Genomic DNA, 19,584 nt, shown 5'->3' with positions numbered 1-19,584 from the left:
GTGAGTGAAGGAGCGGGCCGTGCACGTGCGGCGCAGGAAGGGCGCGGCGGCCGTCGCCGTCGCCGTCATCGCGGGCACGCTCGGCAGCGCCCCCACCGCACTCGCCGCCCCCACGTCCCCCGGCACCCCCGCCACCACACCCGACGCGGACTCCTCGACACCCCTCCCCTCGATCTGGCCACGCCCCCAGTCGATGTCACCGCGCGCGGCGGACCAGTCGATTCCCCTCACGGACGAGGCGGTCCTCGTCGCCGGGGAGGACACGGACCCGTACGCGCTGGAGGTGATCCGCGCGGCGCTGCGGGAGGCGGGGGCGCGACGGATCACGCGGGTCATGGACGAGTCAGGACTGCCTGCCGGCGGCTCGCTGGTGGTGCGGGCGGGCGGACCACCGGGCGCAACGGCACTGGCGGCCCTGGGTGCACCGGCCCGCGGCGACCTGCCGTCCGGCGGCTACAGGCTGGCGACGGGCCGGTACGCGGGCCGCGGCACGGTCGCGCTGGACGGGGTCGGCGAGGACGGCCTGTTCCACGCGGCACAGACGTTCCGCCAGATCCTGGAGTCACGGGAGACACGGGAGTCACGGGAGCCGACGGCGGCCGGTGGCACGCGCACGCTCCCGGGCCTGACCGTGCGGGACTGGCCGGCGACGCCGGTTCGGGGCCTGACCGAGGGCTTCTACGGCACTCCGTGGACGCGGGAGCAGCGGGCGGCCCAACTCGACTTCATGGGCCGGACGAAACAGAACCGCTACCTGTACGCACCGGGCGACGACCTGTTCCGCCAGGCCCGCTGGCGGGAGCCCTACCCGGCGGACCAGCGGGCCGACTTCCGCGCCCTGGCCGAGCGGGCCGCGCGCAACCACGTGACCCTGGCGTGGGCGGTCGCCCCGGGCCAGGCCCTGTGCATGTCCTCGGACGCCGACATCAGGGCCCTGAACCGCAAGCTGGACGCGATGTGGGCGCTGGGCGCCCGCGCCTTCCAGTTGCAATTCCAGGACGTGAGCTACAGCGAGTGGCACTGCGACGAGGACGCCGAGACGTTCGGCTCGGGCCCGCGCGCGGCGGCGAAGGCGCAGGCACGGGTGGCGAACGCGGTGGCCCGGCACCTGGCGGAACACCACCCGGAGGCCCGCCCTCCCGCGCGCACCCTCTCCCTGATGCCGACGGAGTACTACCAGGACGGCGCGACGGAGTACCGGACGGCGCTCGCGCGGGAGCTGGACCGCCGGGTGGAGGTGGCGTGGACGGGCGTGGGCGTGGTCCCCAAGACGATCACGGGCCATGAACTGTCGTCCGCGAGAAGGGCGTTCGGCGCCCACCCCTTGGTGACGATGGACAACTACCCCATCAACGACTTCGCGCAGGACCGTATCTTCCTCGGCCCCTACACGGGCCGCGAGCCGGCGGTGGCGAACCGCTCGGCGGCGCTCCTGGGCAACGCCATGGAACAGCCGACGGCCTCCCGCATCCCGCTCTTCACGGCGGCGGACTACGCCTGGAATCCACGGGAGTACAGGCCCGCTGACTCCTGGCGGGCGGCGATCGACGACGTGGCGGGCGACGACGCGAAGGCGCGGGGCGCGCTGCGGGCCCTGGCGGGCAACGAGGCGTCGTCGGTCCTGGGCGCACGCGAATCGGCGTACCTGCGCCCCCTGATGGCGGACTTCTGGCACGCGCGATCGACGAACGACCCCACGCACACGGCCGCTTCGGCCAAGGCCCTCCGAGCCGCCTTCACGGTGATGCGCGAGACCCCGCGCCGCCTCAGCTCGAGCCCCACGGCGGGACTGGACGGCCTGGGTTCCGAAGTACGCCCGTGGACGGCTCAGTTGGCGCGATTCGGAACGGCGGGCGAGACGGCGATCGACATGCTGCGCGCACAGGAGCAGGGCGACGGCGCGACAGCCTGGCGTTCATACCGCGAACTGCGGCACCTGCGCGGGCAGTTGAGGTCGAGGTCCCACGAGGTGAAGGTGGGCGAGGGCGTCCTGCTCCCCTTCGTCACCCGTGCTCTCACGTCGTACGAGAGGTGGGCGGGCCTGGACCAGAAGCAGGCGTCGAGGCGGGCCACGGCCCACCTCCCCCGCGCCCACCGCCTCGCCGCGGTGACGGCGCTGACGGACCCGGGCAGCAAGGGCAGCGTGGAGGCACACGTACCGGGCGAGGGCTGGCGCCGCGTCGGCCCCCTCTCCGAGACGGGCTTCACGGAACCGACGCCGCCACCGCACCTACGGGCGGACGCGGTCCGGGTGACCCTCACCGAGGGCACGGTCCACCACGTGGTGCCCTGGTACGCGGACACTCCCTCGGCGCGCCTGACCCTGGCCCGCTCGGAGGCGGACGTGGAGATCGGCGGCGCGCCGCAGCGGGTGACGGCACGCCTGCTGTCCCGCCGCCCGTCGACGGTGACGGGCACTCTGAGGGCGAGGCCCCCCAAGGGAATCAGGGTGACGACTCCTGGTCTTTCAACTCTCGCGCGCGGCACGGAGATTGAGGTCCCTCTGGAGGTACAGGTCCCGGCAGGAACACCCTCCGGAACCTACGACATCCCGGTGACCTTCGAGAACGGCGAGACGCGCACGCTCTCGGTACGGGCGTTCCCACGCACGACGGGCCCGGACCTGGCACAGGCAACGGGCGCGAAGGCATCATCCTCGGCCGACGAGACCCCGGACTTCCCGGCGGCCGACGCGATCGACGGCGACGTGAAGACACGCTGGTCGTCTCCGCCGGAGGACGGCGCGTGGTGGCAGCTGAAACTGCCCGAGAAGGCTCGGGTCGGCCAGGTGATCCTCCGCTGGCAGGACGCGTACGCGACGTCGTACCGCATCCAGACGTCGGCGGACGGCAGGACGTGGCGCACGGCGGCGACGGTGCGGGACAGCAAGGGCGGCCGGGAGTCGGTCCGCATGGACGCGCCGGGCACGCGGTACGTGCGCGTACAGGGTGTGAAAAGGGCTACGCGGTACGGGTATTCGCTGTGGTCGGTGGAGGTTTTCGCGGTGGGGTGAGCGGTATCAGATGCCTGCTGCCTCACACGATCACGGGTACCGGATGGCCAGGACTGTCGAGCCAGTAGGTGGCTTCCCTCATCGGCTTGACTGTCATCCCGAACCGGTCAGGCCCAGGCTTGCCCTGGCCCGTCCACCACGCATAGGCAGTCTCCACCTCCGTCCACAGCTCACGGTGTCCGGACTGGTAGACCTCGAATGCCTCAGCCTCCGGAATGAAGTCCACCGTGGCCCAGGACTTCACGGCCCGATCACGCAGCCACAGGGTGTACGAACCGTCGCCGTACGACTCCATCCACGGCGCGAAGCCACGCGTCTGAAGGCCGATGACGAACATCGTCGCCCATGCTCCAACGTCGTCGGGATTGAGGCTGGTCATGCGGCGCACGCCAGCTGCGGGCCACTTCTGGCCCCGAAGGTATACGTCCGTGCCGGGCCATACGCCACGTTGCTGGCGTAGGCGCATGAACGCCGACGAACCGGCGAACTTGCCGGAGGCGTGACCGTCACCGCCGACCTTCAGCCCCACATTCGCACCACCCCCGTAGGTCGTCGAGTACGGGGCAACAATGATCGTGTCCTCCCGGCATTGCCTGATCACGTCCGGAGGAAAATCGAGCAAGGAAGCCGTGAACAGAACACGGTCGTAGGGCGCACCCGGAAGGTATCCCAGTGAGCCGTCGCCGAAGATCAGCGTCGGCTTGTATCCGGCTCCTGCCACATGCCGCCTGGCCGACCGGGCATTGTTCGGGTCGAATTCGACGGAGAAGACGCTCTCGTCGCCGGCACGCTCACTGAGAAGACCAGCGCACCAACCCATCCCGGTACCGATCTCCAGTACCCTGTGCTCGCGGCGTACATCAAGGTCCTTGAGCATCGAGAACACCATGCTGGGCTGGCTGACAGAGCACGTCGGGACCCGGCCCTTGCCACGGCCCGTGTGCTTTCCGTCGTCCCACTGCGTCGTCAGGGATACGTCGCTGTAGACCGCCCTGAACCAGGCATCAGGATCTTCTCTGCGGTCGATCGACTCGCCCTGTCCAGATCCTTCGACACGCCCCGGCCAGATCACGTCCGGTATGAACAAGTCCCGCCGGGCTGCGGCGTAAGGACCCATCCACTCCGCCGAGAGCACACCCTTGTCGACGAGCACGGAAGCCAACCGCTCAGCCTCGTCCTCCATCACGTCGTCCGCATTCACCTGCTGCTGCCGTTCGTGTCGCTGTGGCCGGAGTCGTCACCCTCACCCTGGCCCCCACCGCCGTGCTTGTTACCGGAGTGGGAGTCGTCCTCTCCGCCTCGTACGATCCACGGCTCTCTCATGTGCTGGTTCATTGGTCCTCCTAGTCATCGTTCTTGCTGTGGCCCGTCACTGACCCACCGGGCGGAACAGGGTCAGGATCGGGTGGCGCAGGAGGTGTTGCCATGACTGCCTCCCCATGACTCGCCCCCGAAGCGAGCGGTCCACTTCCCCGGTCCGCGTCGCACGACGAGTGTTTCTGGCGATGCTCCGAGCATCGATCTACGGGGTTCTGCGGCTCAATTGACTTCTACGAACTTGCACGGATTCACTCGCAGGCATTGATGGCCGCAGCGATCAGCTTCCTGGCCTCTGCCCCATAGACAGCGATACCGGCCAGCGCGGCGAAAGCCTTGGCGTATTCGGCGATCTCGCGAGGTTGCGTAACGGTGAGACCTGCGGAGACCAACTCGACCGACACCTGGGCGTCGTCATTGACGGCGAATGACTCCGTCGGCCACGCGTCGCCTCGCCGCACACCCATGGGGATCACACCGAGACTTACGGCAGGCGTTGCCGTCATCCCGGCCAAGTGCCCGAGTTGGGACACCATCGTCTTCATGTCACCGATGACCGTGCGGAGAACCCATTCCTCAATCAGGAAGGCAAATCGGCGCCCGCCGGTATGCAGGACGCGCTGCCGCTCCATTCGTGCCGCGACAGCCTCTTCGGTGTCATCCACGGTGCCCCTGACGGATACAACCGTCTTGAGGACGGCTCGGGTGTAGTCCTCGGTCTGGAGGAGCCCCGGAACGACCCACGACTGATAGAAGCGGAACCGGTGGGTGCCTTCGAAGAGCGGCAGCACCGACTGCTGAACGCGTTTGAGGCCACTGCTTTCGAGACGTCGCCACTCGACGTACATGCCGTCGATGCCACGGGCGGTGGCGATGAGATCCGCGGTCTGGTCCTCCGCCGCGCAGATGCGGGTCCAGATGCGAATGTCCTCGTCCGAGGGCGGGGTCCGCCCATTCTCCAGACGGGAGCTCTTCGACTCGTGCCATCCCGCCGCCTCCGCCACGGCACGAGCGGACAGACCTGCATCCTTCCGGATCTCCCGAAGACGCCTCCCGAGCGCCTCCTTGGCGCGCTGGACGCTTGATGAAGGCGACGACGGCGACGGCAGCGGCGGTGACACAGGAATCCGTTCCTACTTGTGGGTCAGACCGGCCTGTACTCCTTGTGCGGCGTTGCCCGTTCCCACACCGCTTCAAAAGCCGTGGAGCACAGTCGCACGACTTCCGGTTCGGCCGTGCGCTCCTCATCGCCCTCCGGAGACAACTCGCCGTCGCCGGTGAAGTGCAGGAAGACGACGAGGTCGTCATCGAACAGCCAGAAGTCATTACCAGGGAGAGCCAAGTCCGATGCCTTGCGGCGGGACAGCCAGCGGACCTCCTCCCCTGCCGCGATGTTGCTGGGCGTCAGGTGGTGCTCAAAGCGCAGATAGTCGCTCATGGGCTCCGAGAAGATCCGGGCCCGGCGCACCTGAATGCCCCGACCGGTGATCTCTTTCATCAGCGTGAACCAGGGCCGTGGGTGAGGGTCGCGCTCCGGCATGACGCTGCGTGGGTCCTTTGCCCAGGAGACGTACCTTGAGTCCGACGTCATATAGCCGTCCCGCATCTCCAGATGCACGGCCGATCGCTGCGCCCGCCTGAACAGCCCTTCAAACGTCGGCTCCTGAACCACCATTCACCTCCGGGAAGAACTGCGCCATGTACGTGGGGATCTCCACAACAGTCTCGTGTTCGGGAAGATCCATCTGTGAGAGACGCTCCTCGTCCAACACCTTCAGCCCTTGGACGAGATACCTCTCCGCCACATCGTCGTAGTAGACGGTCGCCGACTTGCCCTCGGGAGAATTCGGGTCCTTGCCCAACATGTGCAACGCCACGACGCCCACCTCGCTCGTTGAGGACGATCTCTTGTGTATGAGCTTGCGCTCAACTCACCGTGCTGCGCACCGAACTTGCACGAACTTGCATCGGCTTGAGGTTACGCGGGGATGGATACAGCCCTCTTCCGGGGAAGGCCGGCGCACACGGCCACTGTCGGCGGTCGCGCACGGGGTGGGCGGGGTGGCGGGTGGGCCAGGACGGCACGGAGCAGGAAACGCCCACCACGACGAGCCGGGCACCCTCATCGTGGCGTGCCTCTCGCAGCGCGAGGGGGCACCGTACGAGAGGTGCTCAGCGCGCGAGACCTCTCACGTTGGGAGTCCTGTCAGCACGCGAGACCTCTCACCGTACGAGACCTCTCACCGTACGAGTCCTGTCACCGTACGAGACCCTCACTGAACGAGACCTGCCACCGCGTGAGACCTACTCACCGTGCCACATCTCTCACACCACGCACCGTCCTGGCCCACCCACCACCCCCCGCCCACCCGGGACGAGAGGTGCACCGGCGACCGGGCTCAGCTCACCTCGAACTCGCTTGCACCACGGCCAGGAAGCTGGACCACACGGTGGGCGCGAGCCGGAGTATCGGACCTTCGGGGTCAGAGTCCTGGGAGTCGCGAACGGCGACCGCGCCAGGTACGTTGACGGCGACTTCCACGCACTCGCCGCTCCCACTGCTGTAGCTGGACTTGCGGAAGTCGAAGGCGGTCACGGTCCTACATCTCCTTGCGGATCCTGCCGATGGCTCTCTGGGAGCTTTGCTTGGCGAGCCCCAGCCTGGCGGCGCGGTCGAAGATGCTTGGTGTTGCGCGGCGCCAGTGCAAGTGCAAGTGCTCCAAGCGGTCACGCATGACGCCTCTACCTCCCACGAGTTGGCGGAGCAAGCCCTCGTGGAGCACGGCCCAGAGACTCAGAGGGCGCCCGCTACGCACCAGGGCGGCGGGGGTGGCGGGTGGGCCAGGGCGGTACCGAGCGGGAAACGCTCACCACGAACTCGCGCGCACCGCAGCCAAGAAGCTGGACCATGCGGTGGGCGCGAGCCGGAGTATCGGGCCCTCCGGGTCGGGTTCCTTGGAGTCGCGGACGGCGACGGTATCGGGGACGTTGCGAGCCACCTCTACACACTCGCCACCCGTGCTGCTGTAGCTGGACTTCACGAAGTGGAAGGCGTTGGTCACTGCATGTCCTCGCTGATGCTCTCGATCAGTCTGAGCGAGTCCCTCGGGGCCAGGCTCAGCCGTGCCGTGCGGTCGAAGAACGAGCTGTACGTGGCGCTTTCGGCCTCGTTCTCGATCCATACGGTAGCCGCGATGGTGTCGACGTGAACCACATCCATCGCCCCCGCTTCGGCGAAGGAGACGATGGTGAAGGCCCCAGCCATGCAGGCATGACCGCCCGCCCGGAACGGCAGTACCTGGATTCTTACATTGGGCAGTTGGGCCTGCTCCAGGATGTGCAGCAACTGGGGACGCATCACCTCTGGCCCGCCCACCTGTTGCCGGAGCGCCGCCTCTCCGATGACCGCGTACACATGAAGCGGTTCGCTTCCCTCCAGACGGGCCTGCCTCTTTACTCGCACGTCGACGACCCCCTCGATCTCATCGGGGTCGGTCCACCCTCCCTCGCTGACCGCGAGGGCCCTCGCGTACTCAGGTGTCTGCAGTAGCCCGGGAACGAATGCCTGTTGCCAGGTCCGTACGCCGACGGCAACGTCTTCCATAGCGATGTACTCGGCCATCGAGCCTGCTTGCGGCGAGTGATGCCACCACCCCTTCGCCTTCCGGCGCTCCCGGTCCAGCTTGGCCAACTCCAGTAGCCGGGCAACGGACTTCGGGTCCTCGACCCCGTAGAACTCGCACAGCACCCGGATGTCCGGATCCCGCATGGGGACCCAACCTCGCTCCATCTTCACGATCTTCGTGCCGGTCGCATTGATGGACTCGGCGGCCTGCTGCTGCGTTCTCCCTGCGGCATCACGCAGACGCAGCAGGTCGCCACCAAGCCTGCGGGCCAGCACAGTTGACGCTCGATTGCCTGCGGACTGAGTCGATCGGTTCACGGTCACAGTGTGTCCTCCCAACGTCACCAGGTCGACGTCATTCACACTTTGGGGAATATCTTCCCCGATTGGATTGCCTCCAGAGGCACGACTCGCTACTTTCAGTACTCAACCGCTAACGCAGCGGCCCCAGTTGGCGGAAGAGCACCACCCACGCCCACCCCGGCAGGGGACCTGGCAGAGCCACCGCCACCCCGACCGCACAAGGAGGTGCGCGTCATGGCCGAACCAGTCGCGCGATCCGAACCGCCCCATCCCCCGGCCCTCCTCCACGAGGACGCCCTCAACTACACCCCCACCCCCCGCAGCGTCCCCCTCGCCCGCCACAGAACCGCCCGCCTCCTCACCGACTGGGGCCACCCCACCCTCGCGGGAGACGCCGCCCTCATCACCTCCGAGCTGATGACCAACGCCCTCCTCCACGGCAGCCACCGCGACCGCCTGATCCACGTACGGATCGCCCTCACCTCGACCACGCTCCACATCGAAGTCAGCGACCCACGAGGCGAGCGACTCCCGAGCCCCCGCCCGGCAGAGGGCACGGACCAGTTCGGACGGGGCCTGCACCTCGTCGGGGCGCTGGTCGACGACTGGGGCGTCTGCCCTCGCGAAGGCGTCGGAAAGACCGTCTACGCAGTGTGGGCACTCGGCGCCACAGCAGGACCCAGTCCGGTCGTCACCGAGAAGGGGCGAGGCGGATGACGCTAGCGTGGGCGTGTGCCGGAATGGCGCTCGACGAGCAGAAGGGGCGGCCGATGACCATGCCGTACGCGGACGGGGACGCACCACTCATCCCCCGGCCCGAACTCACGCTTCCGGCCCTGCGGCAGGCCGTGGCCACCGTCGCCCCGTCCCGGCTGCCCGAGTTCTTCGAGGACCTGCAGCGCGCGTTCGTGCGAGCGGGCGACGAGGACAGCGTCGTACCGATCCGGATGTTCTACCGGCAGTGGGGCGTCATCGTCGAGATCGAGCGGCACCCCGAGACCGCGCGTCGGCTGCACGCCGCCGAGGCGGCCCTGAACAGTTCAGACCCTGCGGAACGAGACCGGGCGGTCCAAGAGGCCGGAGACATCGTGCGCGCCGCGCACCGCGAGGTAGCCGGTGGCTGACTGGCACTGGGAGCAGTTCCGGGACGACCTCTTCGACGGCCTCCCCGAGGAAGCACGAGCCGAAGCTGAGCGCCTGGCCAACGAGATCACCGTGCGCGAGTCCATGGTCTTCTTGGAAGGCGCCGCCTACACCGGGCCAGGGCCAGGGGTGCGGACCGAGAGCCGGGGCCTGCTCATGCTCGAGTATCTGACAGACGTACGTGGCGAGCGGATCGTGGTGGTCCAGGTGAGCTGGTTCGGCTGATGCCTCACAGCCGCATGAGCGGAACACAATTCGAAGAAATCGCCCGGCACGCGTCCCGCACCTCCGAAGGTGCACGGCTGGAGTTCATCCACGGGCGCCTAGGAGAGAAAGCCGGGGTCGACGGAAATCGCGGAGCCGTCATCGCATGGCTGACCCGCCTCTTCCTGCGGAGCCGTCCGGAGCTGTGGCTCGACCCACTGCAGGGGTTGGTGGTCGAGAGCAACAAGGAAGGCCGCGCCCGCCCCGACGGCTCCCTCGTCCCCAGTCACGCCTTCGTCGGCGCCGGCGAATGGGCCGACCCCACCCCCGTCCTCATGGTCGTCGAAGTCACCTCGTACGACTCCGACACCGACCGCCGCGACCGCGTCGACAAGCCCCGCGCCTACGCCGCGACCGGCATCCCGGTCTATCTGCTCATCGACCGCGAGACCTGCGAGATCAAGGTGCACAGCCAGCCCGACGGCGGCCGCTACGAGCAGGTGATGACCCTCCCCTTCGGCAAGGACGTCACGCTGCCCGGCCCCGTCGGCATCACCCTCGACACCGAGCCGCTGAAGAACTGGGTGCGCTGAGGGGCTGAGGGAGAGACAGCGAGCGCGCATACACGTGGATGGGGCGCCCGGAAGCAATCCGGGCGCCCCATCCACGTATGAACGAGAAGATGAACGAGAAGAACTACTTCGCCAGGTTCGGCGGCGGCGCTATCGGCGCCGTGGCAAGCGACTGCGGCGACGTCGTCGACGCATAGGCGGAAGGCGCCGCGACCCCCGCCGTCGGATCCGGAGCCGCCGACTCCTCGACCGCGACCGGCACCCCACCCACGATCCGGATGCCCGCCTCGTCGAACGCCCGCTTGATCCGCCAGCGCAGCTCCCGCTCGACGCCCAGCGACTTGCCCGGCATCGTCTTCGCGGAGACACGGACGACCATCGAGTCGAGGAGCACGCTGTCCAGACCCAGGATCTCCACCGGGCCCCACAGCCGCTCGTTCCAAGGCTCTTCCTTGGCCATCGTCTCACCGACCGCGACCAGCGTCGCCTGCACCTTCTCCAGGTCCTCGTCCGAGCGGACCGTCACGTCCACGCCCGCCGTGGACCAGCCCTGCGAGAGGTTGCCGATGCGCTTGACCTCGCCGTTGCGGACGTACCAGATCTCGCCGTTGTCGCCGCGCAGCTTCGTCACGCGCAGACCCACCTCGATGACCTCGCCGGAGGCGACCCCCGCGTCGATGGAGTCGCCGACCCCGTACTGGTCCTCAAGGATCATGAAGACGCCCGAGAGGAAGTCCGTCACCAGGTTGCGGGCGCCGAAGCCGATCGCGACACCGGCCACACCCGCCGACGCGAGCAGCGGGGCCAGGTTGATGTCGAAGGTGCCGAGGATCATCAGGCCCGCCGTGCCCATGATCAGGAACGAGGCCACGGAGCGCAGCACCGAGCCGATCGCCTGCGAGCGCTGGCGGCGGCGCTCGACGTTGACCAGAAGGCCGCCGAGAGCCGTGCCGTCCACCGCCTGCGCCGTGCGGTTCATCCGGTCTATGAGCTTGGTGATCGCCCGTCGGACCAGGACGCGCAGGACCAGCGCGATCACGACGATCACGAGGACCCGCAGCGAGATGGCGAGCCACGTCGACCAGTTCTGCTCCACCCAGCTCGCCGCGTTCGTCGCGCTCTCCTGCGCGTCCTCGAGCGTGACGGGCTTCTTGGTTCCGGTCGGGTCCGGGTCCGGTCGTGTGGCCGACAGAACGGCCGGTACGGCGGACAAGATCACGGCAGGTACCTCCAGGCATCGCGTCCTGCCCGGCGAAGGGGACAGCGGGACAGACAAGGGAGCAAGACGTCTGGACTGCGAGCCGGGCAGACCCACCACACTAACGGGGCATTGTGTGTGGATCGTTGTGATGTTCGAGGGAGAGACGGTGCTCACGTAGTGACGCCGGGGCACGGGACACGGCGCTCACCCCCGCACGCCCGCAGACACTCCCGCACGCCCGCAGACACCCCCGGACACCACCGGACACCCCCGGACATCCGCGCACGCGCTCCCCCGCTCCCCTCGCCCCACCCGCCCCAGCAGCCCATGTGGTCGAAAACACTCCAAGGCCGTTACCGGGACATGGTGGCGCTACGACCAGGCATGAGGGGAAACTGGCTACAGATCGTCCCGGCGCGAGCCACGCGCCGCCGGCGTACAAGGAGGCATCCGTGCCGCATGTCCTGGTCCTCAACGCGTCGTACGAGCCGCTCGGCGTCGTACCGCTCCGCCGCGCGCTCGTTCTCGTCCTGGAGAACAAGGCTCTCTGTCTGGAAGAGTCCGGCGCCTTCATGCACAGCGCCACCCGCACCGTCCCCGCACCCAGCGTGGTCCGCCTCAAGCGGTTCGTCCGGGTCCCTTACCGGGGGCCCGTTCCTCTGACCCGGCGTGCACTGTTCGCCCGTGACGGCGGCCGGTGCATGTACTGCGGTGGCGTCGCAACCAGCGTCGACCACGTCATTCCGAGGAGCCGTGGCGGCCAGCACGTCTGGGACAACGTGGTGGCTTCGTGCCGCCGCTGCAATCACGTCAAGGCCGACCGTCATCTCGTCGAGATCGGGTGGCGCCTTCGGCACAAGCCCGCCCCGCCCTCGGGGCTCGCCTGGCGCATCATCGGGACCGGACATAGGGACCCGCGCTGGCTGCCGTACTTGCAGCCATTCGGCGCGGACGACGCCTTGGCCCGGATCGACGGCATCTCTGCCTGACGTCCGGGCTTTTTGTACGTCGCGTCCGCTGCGTCCTCGCGAGCGCCCCCGCAGGTAACGACTTGGTTGCCGCGGGGGCGCTCGCTATTGACGCCCCATTCACGGCGGACTTACGTTCAACCCACCCAATAGGAAACCTTCCTAACAGTACTGGTCGGCAACCGCGAAGGAGCAGCTCATGGGTGGTTCGACCCCGGGAACACCCCGCGTCCTGCGCGCCATGAACGACCGCGCGGCACTCGATCTGCTCCTCGCCCACGGTCCCCTCTCCCGCACCCGCATCGGCAACCTCACCGGGCTCTCCAAGCCGACCGCCTCCCAGCTGCTCGCCCGCCTCGAAGCGGCCGGGCTCGTGCGCGCGACCGGGACGAGCGAGGGGCGACCGGGGCCCAACGCCCAGCTGTACGCGGTCAACCCTGGCGCCGCGTACGCCGCCGGGCTCGATGTGAACCCGGACCGCATCCTCGCCGCCGTCGCCGACATCACCGGACGGACGGTCGGCCGGTTCGAGCTGCCCACGCCGGGCCGCCGCGCCGACCCCGTCGTACGCCAGGTGACCGACGCCCTGGACGGGGCGGTGAAGGCCGCCGGGCTCGCCCGGTCCGACATCCACCGGCTCGTGATCGGGACGCCCGGCGCCTTCGACCCGAACACCGGCCGCCTGCGGTACGCGAGCCATCTGCCCGGCTGGCACTTCGCCACGCTCCTGGACGAGCTGGCCGCCGCCCTGCCGATGCCCGTCGAGTACGAGAACGACGTCAATCTGGCCGCCATCGCCGAGCAGCGGCTCGGCGCCGCCCGCGGCCACGAGGACTTCGTGCTGCTGTGGAACCAGGAGGGGCTCGGCGCCGCCCTGGTGATCGGCGGGCGGCTGCACCGCGGCTGGACCGGGGGCGCGGGCGAGATCGGCTTCCTGCCGGTGCCGGGCGCGCCCCTCGTACGGCAGGTCACCAAGGCGAACAGCGGTGGCTATCAGGAGCTCGCGGGCGCCCAGGCACTGCCGCGGCTCGCCCGTGAGCTGGGCATCGCGCCGATCCCGCAGGGCTCGCACGCGGAGGCCGCCAGCGCGCTGCTCGCCGAGGCCGCCGCCGCCCTCACGGACGACCCCGGCCACGAAGGGCCCTACCGGCGGCTCCTGGAGACCTACGCGACCGCGCTCGCCACCGGTCTCGCCTCGCTCATCGCCGTCTTCGACCCCGAACTCGTCGTGCTCAGCGGCTCGTTGCAGACCGCGGGCGGTGAGCCGCTGCGTGAGCTGGTCGCCGCCGAGCTGGAGGAGCTGGCCGCCTCCCGGCCCCGCCTCGTCGTGGGTGACGTCGCCGAACACCCCGTGCTGCGGGGCGCGTTGGAGAGCGCCCTGGCCGCCACCCGCGACGAGGTCTTCGACACCTCCCGCTAGCCCCCTCAGTTCCCCTTCCGAGAGATCTCCGCACCCCTCGTCCCGTCCCACCCCGCCACAGGGAGACCTTGTCATGCCCGCAACTAATCGACGTATGGCCGTGGCCCTCGCGGCCGCCGCCTCCATAGCCCTGCTCGCGACCGCCTGCACCGGCCAGTCCGAGTCGGGCGCCAACGACGACGCCTCCAAGGAGACGACGCTCAACTTCTGGCACGCCTGGTCCGCGCCCTCGGAGCTGAAGGCCGTGAAGAAGCTGGTGGCCGGGTTCGAGGAGGCGCACCCCAACATCCATGTGAACGTCACCGGCGGCATGACCGACGACAAGATCAACCAGGCGCTGCGGGCGGGCGGCAGCAAGTCGCCCGACGTCATCTCCTCGTTCACGACGAACAACGTCGGGAAGTTCTGTTCATCGGGCGCGCTCGTCGATCTGAATCCCTTCTTCAAGAAGTCCTCCATCGACCCGGAGAAGACCTTCCCGAAGGCGATGAACGAGTACACGCAGTTCGAGGGCAACCGCTGCACCGCCCCGCTCCTCGGCGACGCGTACGGCCTCTACTACAACAAGGACGCCTTCAAGAAGGCCGGGATCAAGAGCCCGCCCAAGACGTGGACCGAGTTCGAGGCCGACGCCAAGAAGCTGACGAAGGAGAAGGGCGACTCCTACGAGCAGCTGGGCTTCATGCCGAACTACCACGGCTGGGAGTCCACGACCGAGCACTACTTCGGGCAGTTCTCGCCCACGTACTTCGACAAGAGCGGCAAGTCGAACCTCGCGAAGGACCCCGCCTTCAAGGACGGCTTCACGCTCCAGAAGCGGCTCGTGGACGGGCTCGGCGGCTTCCAGAAGCTGGAGAAGTACCGCTCCAAGCTGGGTGATGAATGGGGTCCCAAGCATCCCTTCCACACTGGGCAGGTCGCGATGCAGCTGGACGGCGAGTGGCGGCTCGGGATGGCCGAGGAGGCGGGGCCCGGCTTCGAGATCGGCGTCGCGCCGCTGCCCGTACCGGACGAGCAGAAGGACGAGTACGGCAAGGGCTATCTGACCGGCACCATCGCGGGCATCGCCGCCACCAGCAAGAAGCAGAACGCGTCCTGGGAGCTGGTGAAGTACATGACCACCGACACCGACGCCGTGGTCGGCTTCGCCAACGACATCCACAACGTCCCCTCCACGCTCGCCGCCCTGAAGTCCCCGAAGCTCAAGTACGACCCGCGCTTCAAGACCTTCCTGGACATCGCGGCCGACCCGAAGTCGACCACGAGCCCGGCCTCCCTCAACGGCGGCACCTACCTCGTGACGATCCAGCAGTTCGGCTACGACTACGAGAGCGGCAAGACCAAGGACCTCGACGCGGGCCTGAAGAAGACCGCCGAGCAGATCGACACCGACATCGCGCAGGCCAAGTAGGCGGCGGCCACCGGGACTTGGACTCGCCATGACCAGCACGTACACGCTCCGCGCCAAGCGGCGCCGCTCCGCGCTTCGCACGCTCGCCTTCATGTCGCCGTGGCTGATCGGCTTCGCGGTCTTCTTCGCCTACCCGCTGATCTCCACCGTCTACTTCTCGTTCATGCACTACGACGGCTTCAAGCCGCCGACATGGAGCGGGACGAAGAACTGGACCTACGTCTTCCAGCACTACCCGCTCTTCTGGCCCGCCCTGCGCAACACCCTGTGGCTGGTCGCGATCATGGTCAGCCTGCGGGTCCTGTTCGGGCTCGGCATCGGGCTGCTCATCACGAAGATCAAGACGGGTACGGGGGTTTTCCGCACCCTCTTCTACCTGCCCTACCTCGCGCCGCCCGTCGCCGCGACCATGGCCTTCGCCTTCCTGCTCAACCCCGGTACGGGGCCGGTCAATTCGATCCTCGACGCGGTCGGGCTGCCCAGCCCCGGCTGGTTCAACGACCCCACCTGGTCCAAGCCCGCCCTGACGATGCTGGCCCTGTGGGGCGTCGGCGACCTCATGGTCATCTTCATGGCCGCGCTGCTCGACGTGCCGAAGGAGCAGTACGAGGCGGCGGAGCTGGACGGGGCCTCGGCCTGGCAGCGGTTCCGCTTCGTGACGCTGCCGAACATCTCGCCCATCGTGATGTTCGCCGTGGTCACCGGCGTGATCCAGACGATGCAGTACTACACGCAGCCGCTGATCGCCGGGAAGGTCGCCTCGGGGGTGATCCAGGGCGCCGGTACGCAGTTCGAGCCCGGCTACCCGGACAAGTCGACCCTCACCCTGCCCCAGCTCGTCTACAACCTCGGCTTCCAGCGCTTCGACTACGGCTCGGCGTGCGTGGTCGCCCTTGTGCTCTTCGCCCTGTCCATGGTGTTCACCGCGCTCCTGATGCGGCGCCGGGGCGGCCTCATCCAGGCAGGTGACTGACCCGTCATGACCCCCGTGCAGACATCTCAAGTCCTTGAGAAGCCCGTCCAGTTGCAGGCTCCCTCGCCCGCCGAGCGCACCGCCCGTCGCAAGCTTCTGCTGGAGTGGATCGGCGTGCACGCCCTCGGTGTCGCGGCCGCCCTCTTCTTCGTGCTGCCCTTCGTCTTCGTCCTGCTGACCTCGCTGATGAGCGACAGCCAGGCGCTGAGCCGCGACCTGATCCCGGACACCTGGGAGTGGGGCAACTACAAGAAGGTCTTCGACACCCCGGGCTTCCTGACCTGGTGGAAGAACACCCTGATCTACGCGGGCCTCGGCACCGTCCTGACCGTCGTGTCGTCCATCCCGGTCGCCTACGCCCTCGCCAAGTTCCGCTTCCGCGGGCGCAATCTGTCGCTGATGCTGGTCATCTCGATGATGATGCTGCCGCCGCAGGTCGTCGTGATCCCGATGTACCTGTTCTGGGCGAAGCAGCTGGACCTGTCCGGGACGCTGTGGCCGCTGATCATCCCGATGGCGTTCGGCGACGCGTTCTCCATCTTCCTGCTGCGGCAGTTCCTGATGACCATCCCGAACGAGTACGTGGACGCGGCGAAGGTCGACGGCTGCGGCGAGTTCAAGACCCTGGTGCGGGTCGTCCTGCCGATGGCGAAGCCGGGCATCGCGGCCGTCGCCCTGTTCCAGTTCTTCTACGCCTGGAACGACTACTTCGGACCGCAGATCTACGCGTCCGAGAACCCCGGTGCCTGGACGCTGAGTTACGGCCTGGAGTCCTTCAAGGGCGCGCACCACACCGACTGGAACCTGACCATGGCCGCGACCGTTCTGGTCATGGCCCCCGTGATCCTCGTGTTCTTCTTCGCCCAGAAGGCGTTCGTCGAGGGTGTCACGCTGACCGGAGTGAAGGGCTGAGTGAGAGCTGACATGAAGCTGGCTGTAGTGGGCGGGGGCTCCACGTACACCCCCGAACTCATCGACGGTTTCGCCCGGTTGCGGGACACCCTGCCCGTCGAGGAGCTCGTCCTGATCGACCCGGCGGCCGACCGCCTGGAGCTCGTCGGCGGCCTCGCCCGGCGCATCTTCGCCAAGCAGTGCCACCCGGCCCGCGTCGTCACCACGCCGGACGTGGACGCGGGCGTGGAGGGCGCCGACGCGGTCCTGCTCCAGCTGCGCGTGGGCGGGCAGGCGGCCCGGAACCAGGACGAGACGTGGCCGCTCGAGTGCGGCTGCGTCGGCCAGGAGACGACGGGCGCGGGCGGCCTCGCCAAGGCGCTGCGCACCGTCCCCGTGGTCCTGGACATCGCCGAGCGGGTGCGCCGCACCAACCCGGACGCCTGGATCATCGACTTCACGAACCCGGTCGGCATCGTGACCCGCGCCCTGCTCCAGGCCGGGCACAAGGCGGTCGGCCTGTGCAACGTGGCGATCGGCTTCCAGCGGCGGTTCGCGGGGCTCCTCGGGGTCACCCCGGGCGACGTCCACCTGGACCACGTGGGCCTCAACCACCTCACCTGGGAGACGGGGGTGCGCCTCGGCGGCCCCGACGGGGAGAACGTGCTGCCCAAGCTCCTCGCCGAACACGGCGACGAGATCGCGGCCAGTCTGAGCCTGCCGCGCTCGCTCCTCGACCGCCTGGGCGTCGTCCCCTCGTACTACCTGCGCTACTTCTACGCCCACGACGAGGTCGTGCGGGAGCTGCGCACCAAGCCGTCGCGGGCCGCCGAAGTCGCCGAGATGGAGCGGCAGTTGCTCCAGATGTACGGGGACCCGGCGCTGGACGAGAAGCCGGAGCTGCTCGCCAAGCGGGGCGGCGCCTTCTACTCGGAGGCGGCCGTGGACCTCGCGGCGTCGCTGCTCGGCGGGGGAGGCAGCCCGTACCAGGTGGTGAACACGTACAACAACGGCACGCTGGCGTTCCTGCCGGACGACGCCGTCATCGAGGTGCAGGCGGCCGTGGACGCGAACGGCGCCCGGCCGCTGCCGGTGCCCGAACTCGACCCGCTGTTCGCGGGGTTGGTCGCCCATGTCACGGCGTACGAGGACCTCGCCCTGGAGGCCGCGACGCGCGGCGGCCGCGACCGGGTCTTCAAGGCCCTGCTGGCCCACCCCCTGGTGGGCCGGCACGAGGACGCCGACGGGCTCACCGACCGGCTGATCGCGCACAACCGGGAGCACCTCGCGTGGGCATGACGGCAACGCCCGCCGCGGTCCTCGGGACCGGCTCGGTCCTCGCGATCGACGCGGGCAACAGCAAGACCGACGTCGCACTCGTCGCCGCCGACGGCCAGGTGGTCGCGGCGGCGCGCGGCGGCGGGTTCCAACCGCCGCTGGTCGGGGTCGAGGCGGCCGTGGACGTCCTGGCCGACGCCGTGGCGCGGGTGTTCGCGGAGGCGGGGCTGATCCCGGGCACCCGGATCGGCCATGTCTCGGCGTGCCTCGCCAACGCCGATCTCCCGGTGGAGGAGAAGCAGTTGGCGGCCGCGCTGCGGGCCCGCGGCTGGGGTGAGAGCGTCACCGTCCACAACGACACCTTCGCGATCCTGCGTGCGGGCGTCGAGGAGCCGCGCGGCGTGGCCGTGGTGTGCGGCGCGGGCATCAACTGCGTGGGCCTGCGGCCGGACGGGCGCACGGCGCGGTTCCCCGCGATCGGCCGCATCTCCGGTGACTGGGGCGGCGGTTGGGGCCTCGCCGAGGAGGCGCTGTGGCACGCGGCCCGCGCCGAGGACGGCCGCGGCGGCCCCACGGAGCTGGCCCGTGCCCTGCCCGCGCACTTCGGCCTGGACTCCATGTACGCGCTGATCGAGGCGCTGCACCTGGAGCGCATCGACGCGGTGCGGCGCCATGAGCTCACCCCGGTCCTGTTCGCCACGGCGGCGGCCGGCGACCCCGTGGCCCACTCCCTCGTGGACCGGCTCGCGGACGAGGTGGTGGCCCTGTCGACGGTCGCCCTCACCCGTCTCGACCTGCTCGGCGAGGAGACGCCGGTGCTGCTCGGCGGCAGCATCATGGCCGCGCGCCATCCACAACTCGACGACCGCATACGGGCGTTGCTGGCCGACCGGGCCCCGAAGGCGGTGCCCCGGATCGTCACGGCCCGTCCCGTTCTGGGCGCGGCGCTGCTCGGCCTTGACCGGGTGGGGGCGGCGCGCGAGGTGCACGCGCGCGTGCGGGCGCATTACGAGGCACGGTGAGCGCCTGAAGGGACGTGAGGGGAGTTCCTGACGCGGCTGGAGAGGGCGCGGCGGCGCCGAAGGGAACCGAACAGATCCGAAACTCGTGTTCATGGGCAGGGGGATGTGCGGGGGATGCCCTTCGCCGCGCGCCGCGATCCCGTGCGTGATCCGAACAAGATCCAGTCAATGCCTGTGCGGATGTCAGTCCCTGCGGCAATACTTGCGGCCGTGCACCTCTTCCCGCGCCGGGCGGAGGTGACG

At 68.9% G+C, this 19,584-nt stretch carries 21 protein-coding genes; 12 read left to right on the top strand and 9 right to left on the bottom strand.

The features are described from left to right. Positions 1-19 precede the first annotated feature (19 nt). Positions 20-3,013, top strand: a complete 2,994-nt coding sequence (locus ACFWYM_RS08455; protein ID WP_384832117.1) for a beta-N-acetylglucosaminidase domain-containing protein — start codon at positions 20-22, stop codon at positions 3,011-3,013. A gap of 22 nt (positions 3,014-3,035) precedes the next feature. Here the strand turns inward: ACFWYM_RS08455 and ACFWYM_RS08450 are convergent, their stop codons facing one another. The 8 genes from ACFWYM_RS08450 to ACFWYM_RS08415 form a co-directional block, all read right to left on the bottom strand. Continuing rightward, a complete protein-coding gene (locus ACFWYM_RS08450) occupies positions 3,036-4,214 on the bottom strand; it encodes a protein-L-isoaspartate(D-aspartate) O-methyltransferase (protein ID WP_384831945.1) in 1,179 nt (392 codons plus the stop codon). A 367-nt stretch (positions 4,215-4,581) separates the two neighbouring features. After that, complete coding sequence (locus tag ACFWYM_RS08445) at positions 4,582-5,439, bottom strand: helix-turn-helix domain-containing protein (protein ID WP_384832114.1); 858 nt, start codon at positions 5,437-5,439, stop codon at positions 4,582-4,584. Positions 5,440-5,474: 35 nt separating this feature from the next. Next, positions 5,475-6,002: a DUF6879 family protein gene (locus tag ACFWYM_RS08440; protein ID WP_384832112.1), complete on the bottom strand. Its 528-nt coding sequence runs from the start codon at positions 6,000-6,002 to the stop codon at positions 5,475-5,477. Further along, positions 5,980-6,207 carry a hypothetical protein gene (locus ACFWYM_RS08435; RefSeq protein WP_384831942.1) on the bottom strand — a complete coding sequence of 76 codons (228 nt, stop codon included), beginning with the start codon at positions 6,205-6,207 and terminating at the stop codon, positions 5,980-5,982. Before ACFWYM_RS08435 ends, ACFWYM_RS08440 begins: the two co-directional genes overlap by 23 nt. Positions 6,208-6,734: 527 nt before the next feature. After that, positions 6,735-6,926 carry a DUF397 domain-containing protein gene (locus ACFWYM_RS08430; RefSeq protein ID WP_384831939.1) on the bottom strand — a complete coding sequence of 64 codons (192 nt, stop codon included), beginning with the start codon at positions 6,924-6,926 and terminating at the stop codon, positions 6,735-6,737. 4 nt (positions 6,927-6,930) lie between these two features. Further along, positions 6,931-7,146: a Scr1 family TA system antitoxin-like transcriptional regulator gene (locus ACFWYM_RS08425; protein WP_384831936.1), complete on the bottom strand. Its 216-nt coding sequence runs from the start codon at positions 7,144-7,146 to the stop codon at positions 6,931-6,933. 51 nt (positions 7,147-7,197) lie between these two features. Further along, positions 7,198-7,392: a DUF397 domain-containing protein gene (locus ACFWYM_RS08420; protein ID WP_384831934.1), complete on the bottom strand. Its 195-nt coding sequence runs from the start codon at positions 7,390-7,392 to the stop codon at positions 7,198-7,200. Next, entirely contained in the window at positions 7,389-8,273 is an 885-nt protein-coding gene (locus tag ACFWYM_RS08415; protein ID WP_384831931.1) for a helix-turn-helix domain-containing protein, read from the bottom strand. The genes ACFWYM_RS08420 and ACFWYM_RS08415 overlap by 4 nt, the downstream gene beginning before the upstream one ends. 219 nt (positions 8,274-8,492) lie before the next feature. On the opposite strand from ACFWYM_RS08415, the gene ACFWYM_RS08410 reads away from it, so the two are divergent. From ACFWYM_RS08410 to ACFWYM_RS08395, 4 genes are read left to right on the top strand one after another with little or no spacing between them, the layout of a single operon-like run. Then, positions 8,493-8,975: an ATP-binding protein gene (locus ACFWYM_RS08410; RefSeq protein ID WP_384831928.1), complete on the top strand. Its 483-nt coding sequence runs from the start codon at positions 8,493-8,495 to the stop codon at positions 8,973-8,975. Further along, a complete protein-coding gene (locus tag ACFWYM_RS08405; RefSeq protein WP_384831926.1) occupies positions 8,972-9,382 on the top strand; it encodes a hypothetical protein in 411 nt (136 codons plus the stop codon). Before ACFWYM_RS08410 ends, ACFWYM_RS08405 begins: the two co-directional genes overlap by 4 nt. Continuing rightward, entirely contained in the window at positions 9,375-9,626 is a 252-nt protein-coding gene (locus tag ACFWYM_RS08400; RefSeq protein ID WP_384831923.1) for a hypothetical protein, read from the top strand. Before ACFWYM_RS08405 ends, ACFWYM_RS08400 begins: the two co-directional genes overlap by 8 nt. A 14-nt stretch (positions 9,627-9,640) precedes the next feature. Further along, positions 9,641-10,198 (top strand): Uma2 family endonuclease, encoded by a 558-nt coding sequence (locus ACFWYM_RS08395; protein WP_384831920.1) that lies wholly within the window; start codon positions 9,641-9,643, stop codon positions 10,196-10,198. Between the two features lie 103 nt (positions 10,199-10,301). On the opposite strand, the gene ACFWYM_RS08390 is transcribed toward ACFWYM_RS08395, so the two are convergent. Beyond that, a complete protein-coding gene (locus ACFWYM_RS08390; protein ID WP_384832109.1) occupies positions 10,302-11,390 on the bottom strand; it encodes a mechanosensitive ion channel family protein in 1,089 nt (362 codons plus the stop codon). Positions 11,391-11,830: 440 nt separating this feature from the next. On the opposite strand from ACFWYM_RS08390, the gene ACFWYM_RS08385 reads away from it, so the two are divergent. From ACFWYM_RS08385 to ACFWYM_RS08355, 7 genes are all read left to right on the top strand, one after another. Beyond that, entirely contained in the window at positions 11,831-12,367 is a 537-nt protein-coding gene (locus ACFWYM_RS08385) for an HNH endonuclease (RefSeq protein WP_384831917.1), read from the top strand. A gap of 178 nt (positions 12,368-12,545) precedes the next feature. Further along, a complete protein-coding gene (locus tag ACFWYM_RS08380; protein ID WP_384831914.1) occupies positions 12,546-13,766 on the top strand; it encodes an ROK family transcriptional regulator in 1,221 nt (406 codons plus the stop codon). Positions 13,767-13,839: 73 nt separating this feature from the next. Further along, entirely contained in the window at positions 13,840-15,177 is a 1,338-nt protein-coding gene (locus ACFWYM_RS08375; protein WP_384831911.1) for an ABC transporter substrate-binding protein, read from the top strand. Positions 15,178-15,205: 28 nt separating this feature from the next. Continuing rightward, the gene (locus ACFWYM_RS08370) at positions 15,206-16,150 is read left to right on the top strand and encodes a carbohydrate ABC transporter permease (RefSeq protein ID WP_384831908.1); all 945 of its coding nucleotides are present in this window, start codon (positions 15,206-15,208) and stop codon (positions 16,148-16,150) included. 6 nt (positions 16,151-16,156) lie between these two features. Then, a complete protein-coding gene (locus ACFWYM_RS08365) occupies positions 16,157-17,062 on the top strand; it encodes a carbohydrate ABC transporter permease (protein WP_384831905.1) in 906 nt (301 codons plus the stop codon). A 12-nt stretch (positions 17,063-17,074) separates the two neighbouring features. Further along, the gene (locus ACFWYM_RS08360; RefSeq protein ID WP_384831901.1) at positions 17,075-18,340 is read left to right on the top strand and encodes a 6-phospho-beta-glucosidase; all 1,266 of its coding nucleotides are present in this window, start codon (positions 17,075-17,077) and stop codon (positions 18,338-18,340) included. Beyond that, positions 18,337-19,341 carry an N-acetylglucosamine kinase gene (locus ACFWYM_RS08355; protein WP_384831898.1) on the top strand — a complete coding sequence of 335 codons (1,005 nt, stop codon included), beginning with the start codon at positions 18,337-18,339 and terminating at the stop codon, positions 19,339-19,341. Before ACFWYM_RS08360 ends, ACFWYM_RS08355 begins: the two co-directional genes overlap by 4 nt. The last annotated feature ends 243 nt before the right edge of the window (positions 19,342-19,584 follow it).

It is taken from the genome of Streptomyces sp. NPDC059009, assembly GCF_042740175.1.
In the GTDB taxonomy this organism is placed as follows: Bacteria; Actinomycetota; Actinomycetes; order Streptomycetales; family Streptomycetaceae; genus Streptomyces.
This window is presented reverse-complemented; position numbering and strand designations above follow the sequence as displayed.

What these genes read in the sequence shown, in the direction of transcription:
- ACFWYM_RS08395 (WP_384831920.1), top strand. Translation starts at nt 9,641, where the DNA reads ATGAGCGGAACACAATTCGAAGAAATCGCCCGGCACGCGTCCCGCACC.
- ACFWYM_RS08365 (WP_384831905.1), top strand. Translation starts at nt 16,157, where the DNA reads ATGACCCCCGTGCAGACATCTCAAGTCCTTGAGAAGCCCGTCCAGTTG.
- ACFWYM_RS08375 (WP_384831911.1), top strand. Translation starts at nt 13,840, where the DNA reads ATGCCCGCAACTAATCGACGTATGGCCGTGGCCCTCGCGGCCGCCGCC.
- ACFWYM_RS08410 (WP_384831928.1), top strand. Translation starts at nt 8,493, where the DNA reads ATGGCCGAACCAGTCGCGCGATCCGAACCGCCCCATCCCCCGGCCCTC.
- ACFWYM_RS08405 (WP_384831926.1), top strand. Translation starts at nt 8,972, where the DNA reads ATGACGCTAGCGTGGGCGTGTGCCGGAATGGCGCTCGACGAGCAGAAG.
- ACFWYM_RS08360 (WP_384831901.1), top strand. Translation starts at nt 17,075, where the DNA reads ATGAAGCTGGCTGTAGTGGGCGGGGGCTCCACGTACACCCCCGAACTC.
- ACFWYM_RS08355 (WP_384831898.1), top strand. Translation starts at nt 18,337, where the DNA reads ATGACGGCAACGCCCGCCGCGGTCCTCGGGACCGGCTCGGTCCTCGCG.
- ACFWYM_RS08380 (WP_384831914.1), top strand. Translation starts at nt 12,546, where the DNA reads ATGGGTGGTTCGACCCCGGGAACACCCCGCGTCCTGCGCGCCATGAAC.
- ACFWYM_RS08370 (WP_384831908.1), top strand. Translation starts at nt 15,206, where the DNA reads ATGACCAGCACGTACACGCTCCGCGCCAAGCGGCGCCGCTCCGCGCTT.